Genomic DNA, 12,799 nt, shown 5'->3' with positions numbered 1-12,799 from the left:
GCGATGGAGAACAACCAACCCATCATCGTCAAGCGGGTCAAGAAGACCGCGGGCGGGCACCATGGTGGTGCCTGGAAGATCGCCTTCGCCGACTTCGCCACCGCCATGATGGCGTTCTTCCTGGTGATGTGGCTGATGACCTCGGCCACCCCCGAGCAGAAGAAGGCCATCTCCGGTTATTTCCAGGATCCCATCGGCTTCACCGAAAGTGCCAGCCCCTACGCCATCGACCTGGGTGGCACGCCGACGCCGGCACCCGAGCGCACCCTCAACCCGGATGTCTCGGAAACGCCGGAGAGTCAGCCGGACGAAACCAGTGTCAGCGCCGATCAGATCGAGACCCTGGCCGACAAGATGGAGCGTGAGCGTCTGGAGCTGCTGCTGCAGGAGTTGCAGAACAAGGTGGAGGAAAACCCCGAGCTGCAGCGCTTCAAGGATCAGATCCTGTTCGAGATCACTCAGGATGGCCTGCGCATCCAGATCATGGATGCCGCGAACCGGCCGATGTTCGCCCTTGGCAGTGCCGAGCTGCAACCCTACTTCGAGGACATCCTGCTGGCCATGGCCGACACCATCAAGGCCGTGCCGAACAAGATCAGCATCAGCGGCCATACCGATGCCAAGCCCTTCGTTGGGCGCGGCGACTTCGGCAACTGGGAGCTGTCGGCCAACCGCGCCAATGCAGCGCGGCGTACTCTGGTCGCCGGTGGCTACCCGGACGAGCAGGTGGCACGGGTGGTGGGCTATGCCTCGTCGGCGCTGTTCGACCGTGAAGATCCGTTCAATCCGGTCAATCGGCGCATCGATATCGTCGTTCTGACCAAGCGTGCCCAGCGCGATATCGAGGGTGAGCAGGGCAGTGAGGCCGCGCCTGCACAAGAGGGAGCGGCGCCAGCAGGAACGCCTGGCAGTGCGCCGGACAGTGGTGCCAAGGGCACCCCCGAGACTGACGCATTGCCCGCCGACCAGCTACGTCAGCGTCTGAACATCTTCGACAGCGGCGGCACCTCGCTCGACCAGCTCAACCGTCAGTAATCGTCCTGTGGCAGGCTGGCGATGATGTGCCGGTAGCTGGCCATGCGCTGCGGCTTGATGCGCCCATCCTCCAGGGCCTGCAGCAGGGCGCAGCCCGGTTCGCGGTCATGCTTGCAGTCGCGGAAGCGGCAGCGCCCGAGCAGTTCGTGGAACTCGATGAAGCCCGCTTCCACGTCGTCACGGCTGACATGCCCCAGGCCGAATTCGCGGATGCCGGGCGAGTCGATCAATTGGCCGCCGCCAGGGAAGTGGAACAGGCGCGCCGTGGTGGTGGTGTGCGTTCCCTTGCCGGTCAGCTCCGACAATGCACCGACTCGGGTATCGACGCCCGGCAGCAGGCTGTTGACCAGCGAAGACTTGCCGACACCGGACTGGCCGACGAAGACACTGACATGGCCGTTCAGGCGCTCCTGCAGTCGCTCCATGCCCCCGCCCTGGCGTGCCGACACCTCCAGCAGCGGATAGTCCAGCTCGCGATAGACTTCGAGCAGGGCGCCGAGCACCTCGCTGTTGCCAGCGTCGATCAGGTCGGCCTTGTTCAGCAGCAGCAGGGGTTGGATGCCGGCATGCTCGGCGGCCACCAGGTAGCGGTCGATCAGGTTGGCATGGGGTTCGGGCAGGGGCGCGAAGACGATGACGATCTGGTCGACGTTGGCCGCCACCGGCTTGAGGTGGCCGCGCATGTCTGGGCGGCACAGCTCGCTGTTTCTCGGCAGTTGCGCGACGATCACACCGTCACCCTGGTTGCCTGGGCGCCAGACCACCTGATCGCCGGTCACCAGGGTTGGCAGGTTGGCGCGCAGGTGGCAGCGAAACACCTGACCGCTGCTTTCGCCCTGCAGCGCTTCGACTTCCACCTGTACGCCGAAGTGGGCGATTACCAGGCCGGTCTGCTCGGGACCCAGATCGCCGCCTTCCAAGGCTTCGACGGCACGAGATTCGCGCTTGGCCGCGCGGGCGGCGCGCTCGCCCTGGATTTTTTCGATGCGCCAGCTCTGGCGGCGGTTGAGTTGGCGTTTGGCCATGGAGCGTCCGGGTGGTGGAGTGTCGGTCGCGGCGAGTTTAGCATGGCGCTCTGGCGCCGATTCGGTCGCCTTGATCGAGGACGTGCAATGCAGACAGATGAGCGGATGAGCCTGGTACACCTGCCGGTGATGCGAGCCTTGCTGGCGCAGGGAGTCGCCGTTGCTCTGGTGGTGGTGCTGGTCTATCTGCTGGCGCTGTGGCCCTGGCGCCTGTCGTGGCTGTCGGTGGCCGTGCTGCAGGGCGCGCTGGCTGCGCTGATCGGTTGGCGTCTGGGCTTGTCGCGCTGGTGGGGCTGGATCAATTTCGCCTTCGTGCCGGCGCTGCTGCTCATGCAACGCTTCGGGCTGCCCGGCTGGGTCTATCTGCTGGGTTTCGTGGTGTTGCTGCTGGTCAATTGGAACAGTTTGCGTGAGCAGGTGCCGCTGTACCTCAGTGGGCGGCGTGCGCAACAGCATCTGCAGGACTTGCTGGCCGAGCGCGAGCCGCCGCTGCGCTTCATCGATCTGGGCTGCGGCACGGCCGGCACCCTGCTGCAGTTGGCGCGGCGTTTTCCGCGTGGCCAGTTCGTTGGTGTCGAGACGGCGCCGCTGGTGTTTCTCTGCGCCTGGCTGCGTTGTTTGTTGCAGGGCAATTGCCGCGTCCGCTACCTGAACCTGTGGCAGGTGGATCTGGCGGATTTCGATGTCGTCTATTGCTTTCTCTCCCCCGTGCCCATGCCGCGCCTGTGGGCCAAGGCGCAGGCCGAGATGCGCCCGGGGAGCTGGTTGATCAGCAACAGCTTCGAGATTCTCGGTGTGCCGGCCGATCGGCTGCTGGCAATCAACGAGGGGCGGCAGACCCAGTTGCTGCTGTGGCAGATCAAGGGTGCCGATATCCGTTAGCAGGTAGTTTTTCAACGGCCTGTTAGACTGCGCGTCTGAGCCAAGGAGCCTCCCATCATGCAGAACCCCAACAACCTGATCTGGATCGACCTGGAAATGACCGGCCTGGAGCCGGAGCGCGACGTGATCATCGAGATGGCCACCATCGTCACCGACAGCGAACTCAACGTGTTGGCCGAAGGCCCGGTGATCGCCATTCACCAGAGCGACGAGACCCTGGCTGGCATGGATGAATGGAACACCCGCACCCATGGCCAGAGCGGCCTGACCCAGCGCGTGCGTGAAAGCCGCATCGACACGGCCACGGCCGAGGCGCAGACCATCGCCTTCCTTGAACAGTGGGTGCCCAAGGGCAAGTCGCCGATCTGCGGCAACAGCATCGGTCAGGATCGGCGCTTCCTGTACAAGTACATGCCGGCGCTGGAAGCCTACTTCCACTACCGCTACCTGGACGTCTCAACCCTGAAGATTCTTGCCGGCATGTGGGCGCCGGAGGTCAAGGACAGCTTCCAGAAGACCGCCACCCACCAGGCGCTGGATGACATCCGCGAATCCATCGCCGAGCTCAAGCACTACCGTCAGCATTTCCTCAAGGCTTGAAAGCAGCGGCAAGCTTCAAGCCGCAAGCTAAGAGCAAGAGCGGCGTAGCCCGGATGCAATCCGGGGATGGCGGGGTGTGCGGCTTTTACTTGTTGCTTGCAGCTTGAGGCTTGTGGCTGCTTTCCCCATGGCGCTCCAGCGCCCATTGCACATGTTCGCGCACCAGCTCGGACGGATGTTCGCGGCGTGCATTGAGGGCCTCCAGCACCGGGATGGTGGAGGGGGCGTTGCCCAGGCCGACCGCCAGGTTGCGCAGCCAGCGCTCGTAGCCGGCACGGCGCAACGGCGAGCCTTCGGTGCGGCTGAGAAACTCTTCTTCCGTCCACAGGAACAGCTCGGCCAGGCCAACATTGTCCAGGCCGTGGCGCGGCTGGAAATCGCCCTGTTCGGTGGGGCGGGCAAAGCGGTTCCAGGGGCAGACGATCTGGCAGTCGTCGCAGCCGAATACGCGGTTGCCGATGGGCGCGCGCAGTTCCTCGGGGATCGAGCCTTTCAGTTCGATGGTCAGGTAGGAGATGCAGCGCCGCGCATCCAGGCGGTAAGGCCCGACAAACGCATTGGTCGGGCAGATGTCCAGGCAGGCGCTGCAACGTCCGCAATGCTCGCTGCCATGCGCGGCGTCCACTGGCAGCGGCAGGTCGACGAACAGCTCGCCGAGGAAGAACCAGCTACCGGCCTTGCGATTGAGTACCAGGGTGTTCTTGCCGATCCAACCCAGGCCGGCCTTTTCCGCGATGGCTTTTTCCAGCACCGGGGCGCTGTCGACGAAGGCGCGGTAGCCGAACGGGCCGATGGCCTGCTGGATGCGCTCGGCCAGTTGCTGCAGGCGCTTGCGGATCAGCTTGTGATAGTCGCGGCCCAGGGCATAACGCGAGATATAAGCCTGCTCGTGCTGGGCCAGGCGCTGGCTCATCTGCGTGTCGCCCGGCAGGTAGTCCATGCGCAGCGACACCACACGCAGCGTGCCGGGCACCAGTTGCTCCGGGTGCGCGCGCTTGCTGCCGTGGGCGGCCATATAGTCCATCTCGCCCTGATAGCCGGCCTCCAGCCAGCGCTGCAGATGGGCCTCGTGCTCGCCCAGCTCGACATCGCTGATGCCGACCTGCTGAAAGCCCAGCTCGCGCCCCCAGTCTTTGATGGACTGCGCCAGGTTGTCGAGATCGAGGCTGTGTTCAGGCATGAGGCGGGCGCGGATGGTTGAGGTGGGTATAATTCTGCCAGACATCAGCCGTGAGCGAGCCATGCAACCGCATTCCACACCCTTACCCTGCAGCCTGCACAGTGCCGCACAGGTGCGCCAGCTCGATGCCCGCCTGATCGCCGCTGGCACCCCCGGCTTCGAGCTGATGAGCCGAGCCGCCCATGCCGCCTGGCGCGCGCTGCGCCGGCGTTGGCCCGAGGCGGGCGAAATCACCGTTCTGACCGGGCGTGGCAACAATGCCGGCGATGGTTACCTGATCGCCGCATTGGCCCAGCGCGCCGGTTGGCGGGTGCGCGTGCTGGCCGTGGGCGACCCGCAAACGCTGCAGGGTGATGCCGCCCAGGCCTGCCGCGAGGCGACCAATGCGGGCGTCGAGATCCTGCCCTGGAGCATCTCTGCGCCCCTGGCGGGGGTGCTGGTCGATGCCTTGCTCGGCACTGGCCTCAGCGGCGCTGTGCGCGCGCCTTATGCCGAGGCCATCGAGACGATCAATGATAGTGGCCTGCCGGTATTGGCGGTGGACATTCCCTCCGGTTTGCATGCCGACAACGGCGCCTGCCTGGGCGTCGCGGTGCAGGCGGATCTGACCCTGACCTTCATCGCCCTCAAGCTCGGCCTGTTCACCGGGTTGGGGCCGCAGCTATGCGGCGAGCTGCAGTTCGATGACCTACAGGGGGATGCCGAGTTGCTGGCGCAGGCCCCCTGCCTGGCGCAGCGTCTGGATTCTGCCAACGTGCCGCGGCTGTCGGCACGCTCGCCGTTGGCGCACAAGGGCCAGTTCGGCCATCTGCTGGTGGTAGGCGGCGACCTGGGCATGGGCGGTGCGGCCCTGCTCTGCGCCGACAGCGCCTTGCGTGCCGGTGCGGGGCTGGTGTCGCTGGCGACACGGACGGAGCATGTTGGCGCGTCCCTCGTGCGGCGCCCCGAGATCATGTGCACGGGCGTGGCGTCGGCCAATCAGTTGCTGGCGTTGCTCGAGCGCGCCGATGTCTGCGCAGTTGGCCCGGGCCTGGGGCAGGGCGGCTGGTCACGCAGCCTGCTGTCCGCCGTCGCCGGGCGCAGCCTGCCCCAGGTGTGGGATGCCGATGCGCTCAATCTGCTGGCTGCCGGCCAGGTCACCGCGCCGCGCCAAATCGTGCTGACGCCCCATCCGGGCGAGGCCGCACGCTTGCTGGGGCTGGATACTGCTGCCGTGCAGGCTGATCGCCCGAGCGCCGCGCATGCTCTGGCGCAACGTTACAGCGCGGTGGTGGTGCTCAAGGGGGCTGGCAGTCTGATCGCTGCCCCGGATGGGCGCCTGGCACTGTGCGACCGGGGCCATCCGGCCATGGCGGGGGCGGGCCTGGGCGATGTCCTGACCGGCTTGATTGCTGCCTTGCTGGCGCAGGGTATGGTCGCCTTCGATGCCGCCTGCCTGGCGGTCTGGCTGCATGCTTGCGCGGGCGAAGCACTCGCGTTGCAGGGCCGTGGTCTGGCCGCCGGTGATCTGCCGGCGACCATTCGTCTGTTACTGGAGGAGTTCTGTCCTTGTCTGAGTTGACCCTCGAAGCCGCCGACGAAACGGCGATGCTGGAGCTGGGGGCGCGTATCGCCCAGGTCAGCGCCGGCGTTGGCATCATCTATCTGCATGGCGACCTGGGGGCCGGCAAGACCACCCTGTCGCGCGGCATCCTGCGTGGGCTAGGCCATGCCGGGGCGGTGAAGAGTCCTACCTTCACCCTGGTCGAACCCTATGAAATCGGCACAGTGCGCGCCTTTCATTTCGACCTCTATCGCCTGGTCGATCCCGAGGAGCTGGAGTTCCTGGGTATCCGCGATTACTTCGAGGGCGACGCCCTGTGCCTGATCGAGTGGCCGCAGCGTGGCGCCGGCGTTTTGCCAAAGCCGGACATGGACATTACCATTAGCCCCCAAGCGGGCGGCCGTTCGCTGTTGCTGCAGGGGCATGGGGCTCGAGGGGAGGCCTGGTGCAAGGCCCTGAGCGGCAAGCAATGAACAAGAGTCGATGGGGTTGGTTATGCGCATAGGCGCGCTGGTTACCGCTGTGATGCTGTTGTGGGCGGCCCTCGTCGCCGAGGCGCTGGCCGCCTCCGACGTGCGCGGCGTGCGGCTTTGGCGCGCTCCCGACAATACGCGGCTGGTGTTCGACCTGTCCGGGCCGGTGGAGCACAGCGTATTCACCCTGGCTGCGCCCGATCGCATCGTCATCGATATCAGCGGCGCCAAGCTGGCGACCAATCTGGATCAACTTGCTTTGAGCAACACGCCGATCACCAGCATTCGTTCGGCGCAGCGCAGCGCCGATCAGTTGCGTGTGGTCATTGACCTGTCGGCGCAGGTCACCCCCAAGAGTTTCGCCCTGGCGCCCAACCAGCAGTATGGCAATCGCCTGGTGGTTGACCTGTTCGACCAGCCCAGCGCCGCCGACGCCGCGACCCAGCCGCCGAGCCCGCCTGCCAGCACGCCAGCCATGCCGGTGACGCCGACTCAGGCGCCGCCCAAGCTCACCCCTGTACCCAATGGCAAGCGCGATGTGGTCATCGCCATCGATGCCGGCCACGGTGGCGAGGATCCGGGGGCGCTGTCGCCGGTCAAGGGGCAGTACGAGAAGAACGTGACCCTGGCCATCGCCAAGGAGCTGCAGCGGCAGATCAATGCCGAGAAGGGCTTCCGCGGCGAACTGGTGCGCACCGGCGACTACTTCATTCCACTGCGCAAGCGCACCGAGATAGCACGCAAGAAGGGCGCCGACCTGTTCGTCTCCATCCATGCCGACGCCGCGCCGCGCTCTTCGGCGTTTGGCGCCTCGGTGTACGCCTTGTCCGAACGTGGCGCCACCTCGGAGACCGCGCGCTGGCTGGCCGATGCCGAGAACCAGTCCGACCTGATCGGCGGTGCCGGCAACGTCAGCCTCGACGACAAGGACAAGATGCTCGCCGGCGTCCTGCTGGATCTGTCGATGACCGCCTCGCTGACCTCCAGTCTGAATGTCGGGCAGAAGGTATTGAGCAACATGGGGCGCATCACCCCGCTGCACAAGCGGCGCGTCGAGCAGGCCGGCTTCATGGTGCTCAAGTCCCCGGACATTCCGTCGATCCTGGTGGAGACCGGCTTCATCTCCAACCCCAACGAGGCGAGGAAGCTGCACACCGCCAGCCATCAGCAGGCGCTGGCGCGTTCGATCACAAGCGGGGTCAAGCAGTTCTTTCACCAGAATCCGCCGCCCGGCACCTATATCGCCTGGCTGCGTGACGAAGGCAAGATCGCCTCGGGCCCGCGCGAGCATGTGGTGGCGCGTGGCGACAGCCTGGCGCTGATCGCCCAGCGTTATCAGGTCAGCCTGGCTGCCCTGCGCAGTGCCAACCAGCTCAACGGCGACGTCATCAAGATCGGCCAGACTCTGCAGATACCCGCCACGTCGCTGGCTGCCCAGTAGTGAGTTCCATGTCCCGTATTCATTTGCTCAGCCCTCGCCTGGCCAACCAGATCGCCGCAGGCGAGGTGGTCGAACGCCCGGCTTCCGTCGCCAAGGAATTGCTGGAAAACAGCCTGGACTCCGGAGCCCGGCGCATCGATGTGGAAGTCGAGCAGGGTGGGGTGAAGCTGCTCAAGGTGCGCGATGACGGCAGCGGTATCGCTCCCGACGACCTGCCCCTGGCACTGGCGCGCCACGCCACCAGCAAGATTCGTGAGCTGGAAGACCTCGAAGCGGTGATCAGCATGGGCTTTCGCGGCGAGGCGCTGGCTTCGATCAGTTCGGTGTCGCGCCTGACCCTGACCTCGCGCACGGAAGGTGCCGAGCAGGCCTGGCAGGTGGAAACCGAAGGCCGCGACATGGAGCCCCGGGTGCAGCCGGCCGCCCATCCGGTGGGCACCTCGGTGGAAGTGCGCGACCTGTTCTTCAACACCCCGGCGCGGCGCAAGTTCCTGCGCGCCGAGAAAACCGAGTTCGATCACCTGCAGGAAGTCATCAAGCGCCTGGCGCTGGCCCGTTTCGACGTGGCCTTCCACCTGCGCCACAACGGCAAGACTGTGCTCGCCCTGCACGAGGCCGGTGACGAGATGACCCGCGCGCGACGTGTGGCCTCGGTCTGTGGCCCGGCCTTTCTGGAGCAGGCGCTGCCCATCGAGATCGAGCGTGGCGGCCTACGTTTGTGGGGCTGGGTAGGGTTGCCCACTTTCTCCCGCAGTCAGGCCGACCTGCAGTACTTCTACGTCAACGGGCGCATGGTGCGCGACAAGCTGGTGGCCCATGCCGTGCGCCAGGCCTATCGCGACGTGCTGTTCAACGGTCGCCATCCCACCTTCGTGCTGTTCCTCGAGATCGACCCGAGCACGGTGGACGTCAACGTGCACCCGACCAAGCACGAAGTGCGCTTCCGCGACAGTCGCATGGTGCATGACTTCCTCTACGGCACCCTGCATCGCGCCCTGGCCGACGTGCGCCCCGAGGATCAGGTGGCGGCGCCGGCAGCCGTGACGCCCATGGTGCGCGCAAGCGGCGCGGCGGCTGGCGAGTTTGGCCCGCAGGGTGAGATGGGCCTGGCTGCCAGCGTGCTGGAAACCCCGCAGGCCAGCCCGCAGCCGGCCTGGCGCGGTGCCGGGGCGGGTTACCAGGCGCCTGCCAGCAATCCGGGGGTGCCGGTTGCCGAAGCGCAGGCGGCCTACCGCGACTACTACGCGCCGCTGCCTACTGCCCCGGCACAACCGCTGCCGCAGGAGCAGGGCGATATTCCGCCGCTGGGCTATGCGGTGGCGCAGCTCAAGGGCGTCTACATCATCGCCGAGAATGCCCAGGGCATGGTGGTGGTGGACATGCACGCCGCGCATGAGCGCATCACCTACGAGCGCCTCAAGCAGGCCATGGCCAGCGAGGGCCTGCGCGGCCAGCCGCTGCTGGTGCCGGAAGCCATCGCCCTGAGCCAGCGCGAGGCTGATTGCGCCGAGGAGCACGCCGAGTGGTTCCAGCGCCTGGGCTTCGAGCTGCAGCGCCTGGGCGAGGAAAGCCTGGCGATCCGCCAGATTCCGGCCTTGCTCAAGCAGGCGCAGGCCACGCAACTGGTGCGTGACGTGTTGGCCGATCTGCTCGAATACGGCACCAGCGACCGTATTCAGGCCCACCTCAACGAGTTGCTGGCGACCATGGCCTGCCACGGTGCGGTGCGTGCCAACCGACGCCTGACCCTGCCGGAGATGAACGCCCTGCTGCGTGACATGGAGCAGACCGAGCGCAGTGGTCAGTGCAACCATGGTCGTCCGACCTGGACGCAACTGAGCATGGATCAGCTCGACAAGTTGTTCATGCGCGGCCAGTAATCGAGCCCGTGAGGCCCTGCAGTCAGGGCTTCTCCCATTTTCGTGTTTCGAGTCATGTCGATGTCTTCGCTTCCTCCCGCAATCTTCCTGATGGGCCCGACCGCCGCCGGCAAGACCGATCTGGCCCTGGAGCTGGCGCGCGTGCTGCCGTGCGACCTGATCAGCGTGGACTCGGCGCTGATTTATCGCGGCATGGATATCGGCACGGCCAAGCCGGACAAGGCTGTGCTCGCCGAATTTCCCCACGCCCTGATCGATATTCGCGACCCGGCCGAGAGCTATTCGGCAGCCGAATTTCGCGCCGATGCGCTGGCGGCGATGGCCGACAGCACGGCTCGCGGGCGCATCCCACTGCTGGTTGGCGGCACCATGCTGTATTACAAGGCCTTGCTCGATGGGCTGGCTGATATGCCCAGCGCCGACCCGGCCGTGCGTGCCGAGCTGGAGGCGCGCGCGGCGGCAGAAGGCCTGGAGGCACTGCACCGTGAGCTGGCTGAGGTCGACCCGGAGTCGGCTGCGCGTATCCATCCCAATGATCCGCAGCGGCTGGTGCGCGCCCTGGAGGTCTATCGTGTCAGCGGCCTGAGCATGAGCGAGCACCGGCGTCGTCAGGCTGCAGGAAATCCCGATTGCGACGCGCCGGGCGGCGGACAATTGCCCTATACTGTCGCGCAGTTCGCCATCGCGCCGGCCGAGCGGCAGATTCTGCACGCACGTATCGCCCAGCGTTTTCATGCGATGGTGGAACAGGGCCTGATCGGCGAGGTCGAAGCCCTGCGCGAACGAAGTGACTTGCATTCGGGGTTGCCGTCTATACGGGCGGTGGGCTATCGCCAGGTCTGGGATTACCTTGACGGCAGGCTTTCTCGAAGCGAAATGCTGGAGCGCGGCATCATTGCCACTCGACAGCTAGCCAAGCGGCAGTTTACCTGGCTGCGGGGGTGGGAGAGTCTGCACTGGCTGGACAGTCTGGCCTGCGACAATCTGTCTCGCACCTTGAAATACCTGGCCAGCGTCTCCATATTGGACTAAGACCTTGCCGCCGCTGACCGTCTATCCTCGAAGATGGCGGCCTGAAGCCATTGTTCACCTACTAAAACTATTGAAAATTGATCCTTGAAAGGAGTGCGGCACATGTCAAAAGGGCATTCGCTACAAGACCCTTACCTCAATACCCTGCGTAAGGAACGCGTCCCGGTTTCCATTTATCTGGTCAACGGCATCAAGCTGCAGGGTCAGATCGAATCTTTCGACCAGTTCGTCATTCTGCTGAAGAACACTGTCAGCCAGATGGTCTACAAACATGCCATCTCCACCGTCGTGCCCAGCCGTCCGGTGCGCTTGCCCAGCGCTGGCGACTCCGAGCACAGCGAAGGCGACGCGGGTAACGCCTAAAGGGGGCTGCTTTGTTCTTCGAGCGTCATGAAGGCGGTGAACGGGCCATTCTGGTGCATCTGGAGGGCCAGGACTCCGAGGCGAGCGAAGATCCCCAGGAGTTTCAGGAATTGGCCATGTCGGCAGGTGCCGACATGGTCGCTTTCTTCAGCGTCCCCAGCAGCCGCCTGACCGCCAAATATCTCATCGGCAGTGGCAAGGTCGAGGAGCTGCGCGACCAGGTTCAGGCCGTCGAGGCCGATCTGGTCATCTTCAATCACACCCTCACGCCCAGTCAGGAGCGCAACCTCGAGCGCGCCTTCGAGTGTCGTGTGCTCGACCGTACCGGGTTGATCCTGGACATCTTCGCCCAGCGCGCGCGTACCCACGAAGGCAAGCTGCAGGTAGAGCTGGCGCAGCTCGACCACATGAGCACGCGCCTGGTGCGTGGCTGGACTCACCTGGAGCGGCAGAAGGGCGGTATCGGCCTGCGCGGCCCAGGTGAAACCCAGCTGGAAACCGACCGCCGCCTGCTGCGTGTGCGCATCCGCCAGATCAAGCAGAAGCTGGAAAAGGTGCGCAGCCAGCGTGAACAGGCGCGTCGTGGGCGCAGGCGTGCGGATATTCCCTCGGTGTCGCTGGTGGGCTATACCAACGCTGGCAAATCTACCCTGTTCAATGCCCTGACCACCTCCGAGGTCTACGCCGCCGACCAGTTGTTCGCCACCCTCGATCCGACCCTGCGTCGCCTCGAGCTGGATGACCTGGGGCCCATCGTGCTGGCCGATACCGTGGGTTTCATCCGCCATCTGCCGCACAAGCTGGTCGAGGCCTTCCGCGCTACGCTGGAAGAGTCGAGCAATTCCGACCTGCTGCTGCACGTGATCGATGCCCACGAGCCCGAGCGCATGGCGCAGATCGAGCAGGTGCAGAATGTGCTGCAGGAGATCGGTGCGCACGAGTTGCCGATGCTCGAGGTATACAACAAGCTGGATTTGTTGGAAGGTGTCGAACCGCAGATCCAGCGCGATGGGGATGGCAAGCCCGTCAGGGTCTGGCTGTCGGCGCGCGAAGGGCGGGGCCTGGATTGCCTGCGTCAGGCGGTTGCCGAGTTGCTCGGCGAGGATCTGTTCGTCGCGACCCTGCAGTTGCCGCAGGCGCTGGGGCGCCTGCGGGCGCAATTCTTCGCCCTGGGGGCGGTGCAGGACGAAGTGTATGACGAGCAAGGGCAGAGCCTGCTGTCAGTGAGGCTGCCACGGGTCGAACTCAATCGCCTGGTCAGTCGCGAGGGGTTGGAGCCGCAACGCTTCATTGAACAACATACTTTGCAATAAAGCCTGGATCGCGTGCTTTGCCGTCGGGACAG

12 protein-coding genes are annotated in these 12,799 nt (G+C 65.3%); 10 read left to right on the top strand and 2 right to left on the bottom strand.

All coding sequences use genetic code 11. The annotated features are described in order from the left end of the window. The first annotated feature begins 3 nt into the window (after positions 1 to 3). Positions 4 to 1,035: a flagellar motor protein MotB gene (motB, locus tag OU800_RS20665; protein WP_268179212.1), complete on the top strand. Its 1,032-nt coding sequence runs from the start codon at positions 4 to 6 to the stop codon at positions 1,033 to 1,035. On the opposite strand, the gene rsgA is transcribed toward motB, so the two are convergent. After that, the gene (rsgA, locus tag OU800_RS20660; protein ID WP_268179211.1) at positions 1,029 to 2,060 is read right to left on the bottom strand and encodes a small ribosomal subunit biogenesis GTPase RsgA; all 1,032 of its coding nucleotides are present in this window, start codon (positions 2,058 to 2,060) and stop codon (positions 1,029 to 1,031) included. The two genes, motB and rsgA, sit on opposite strands and share 7 nt — an antisense overlap. 87 nt (positions 2,061 to 2,147) lie before the next feature. Here rsgA and OU800_RS20655 point away from each other — a divergent pair, with 87 nt between their 5' ends. Beyond that, a complete protein-coding gene (locus OU800_RS20655; RefSeq protein WP_268179210.1) occupies positions 2,148 to 2,942 on the top strand; it encodes a class I SAM-dependent methyltransferase in 795 nt (264 codons plus the stop codon). Positions 2,943 to 2,999: 57 nt separating this feature from the next. After that, positions 3,000 to 3,542: an oligoribonuclease gene (gene orn / locus OU800_RS20650; RefSeq protein WP_268179209.1), complete on the top strand. Its 543-nt coding sequence runs from the start codon at positions 3,000 to 3,002 to the stop codon at positions 3,540 to 3,542. 85 nt (positions 3,543 to 3,627) lie between these two features. Here orn and queG read toward each other — a convergent pair whose 3' ends face one another. Next, complete coding sequence (gene queG, locus OU800_RS20645) at positions 3,628 to 4,722, bottom strand: tRNA epoxyqueuosine(34) reductase QueG (RefSeq protein ID WP_268179208.1); 1,095 nt, start codon at positions 4,720 to 4,722, stop codon at positions 3,628 to 3,630. A 61-nt stretch (positions 4,723 to 4,783) separates the two neighbouring features. Between queG and OU800_RS20640 the strand changes: the two genes are divergently transcribed. The 7 genes from OU800_RS20640 (at position 4,784) to hflX (ending at position 12,767) form a co-directional block, all read left to right on the top strand. Continuing rightward, positions 4,784 to 6,283: an NAD(P)H-hydrate dehydratase gene (locus OU800_RS20640; protein WP_268179207.1), complete on the top strand. Its 1,500-nt coding sequence runs from the start codon at positions 4,784 to 4,786 to the stop codon at positions 6,281 to 6,283. Then, positions 6,271 to 6,738, top strand: a complete 468-nt coding sequence (gene tsaE, locus OU800_RS20635; protein WP_268179206.1) for a tRNA (adenosine(37)-N6)-threonylcarbamoyltransferase complex ATPase subunit type 1 TsaE — start codon at positions 6,271 to 6,273, stop codon at positions 6,736 to 6,738. Before OU800_RS20640 ends, tsaE begins: the two co-directional genes overlap by 13 nt. A gap of 10 nt (positions 6,739 to 6,748) precedes the next feature. After that, complete coding sequence (locus OU800_RS20630; protein WP_268179205.1) at positions 6,749 to 8,179, top strand: N-acetylmuramoyl-L-alanine amidase; 1,431 nt, start codon at positions 6,749 to 6,751, stop codon at positions 8,177 to 8,179. Next, a complete protein-coding gene (gene mutL, locus OU800_RS20625) occupies positions 8,179 to 10,059 on the top strand; it encodes a DNA mismatch repair endonuclease MutL (RefSeq protein ID WP_268179204.1) in 1,881 nt (626 codons plus the stop codon). The genes OU800_RS20630 and mutL overlap by 1 nt, the downstream gene beginning before the upstream one ends. A 60-nt stretch (positions 10,060 to 10,119) precedes the next feature. Beyond that, a complete protein-coding gene (miaA, locus tag OU800_RS20620) occupies positions 10,120 to 11,091 on the top strand; it encodes a tRNA (adenosine(37)-N6)-dimethylallyltransferase MiaA (RefSeq protein WP_268179203.1) in 972 nt (323 codons plus the stop codon). Between the two features lie 102 nt (positions 11,092 to 11,193). Then, positions 11,194 to 11,454, top strand: a complete 261-nt coding sequence (gene hfq / locus OU800_RS20615) for an RNA chaperone Hfq (protein WP_268179202.1) — start codon at positions 11,194 to 11,196, stop codon at positions 11,452 to 11,454. Between the two features lie 11 nt (positions 11,455 to 11,465). After that, positions 11,466 to 12,767, top strand: coding sequence for a ribosome rescue GTPase HflX (hflX, locus tag OU800_RS20610; RefSeq protein ID WP_268179201.1), 1,302 nt, complete (start codon positions 11,466 to 11,468; stop codon positions 12,765 to 12,767). Positions 12,768 to 12,799 lie beyond the last annotated feature (32 nt).

Origin of the sequence: Pseudomonas sp. GOM7, assembly GCF_026723825.1 — a bacterium.
In the GTDB taxonomy this organism is placed as follows: Bacteria; Pseudomonadota; Gammaproteobacteria; order Pseudomonadales; family Pseudomonadaceae; genus Aquipseudomonas.
Note: the sequence above shows the minus strand (reverse complement) of the source record. Positions and strands in the feature narration are given on the sequence as shown.

Coding starts and splice junctions, on each gene's coding strand:
- hfq (WP_268179202.1), top strand. CDS start 11,194: ATGTCAAAAGGGCATTCGCTACAAGACCCTTACCTCAATACCCTGCGT.
- queG (WP_268179208.1), bottom strand. CDS start 4,722: ATGCCTGAACACAGCCTCGATCTCGACAACCTGGCGCAGTCCATCAAA.
- orn (WP_268179209.1), top strand. CDS start 3,000: ATGCAGAACCCCAACAACCTGATCTGGATCGACCTGGAAATGACCGGC.
- rsgA (WP_268179211.1), bottom strand. CDS start 2,060: ATGGCCAAACGCCAACTCAACCGCCGCCAGAGCTGGCGCATCGAAAAA.
- OU800_RS20630 (WP_268179205.1), top strand. CDS start 6,749: ATGGGGTTGGTTATGCGCATAGGCGCGCTGGTTACCGCTGTGATGCTG.
- OU800_RS20640 (WP_268179207.1), top strand. CDS start 4,784: ATGCAACCGCATTCCACACCCTTACCCTGCAGCCTGCACAGTGCCGCA.
- OU800_RS20655 (WP_268179210.1), top strand. CDS start 2,148: ATGCAGACAGATGAGCGGATGAGCCTGGTACACCTGCCGGTGATGCGA.
- motB (WP_268179212.1), top strand. CDS start 4: ATGGAGAACAACCAACCCATCATCGTCAAGCGGGTCAAGAAGACCGCG.
- miaA (WP_268179203.1), top strand. CDS start 10,120: ATGTCTTCGCTTCCTCCCGCAATCTTCCTGATGGGCCCGACCGCCGCC.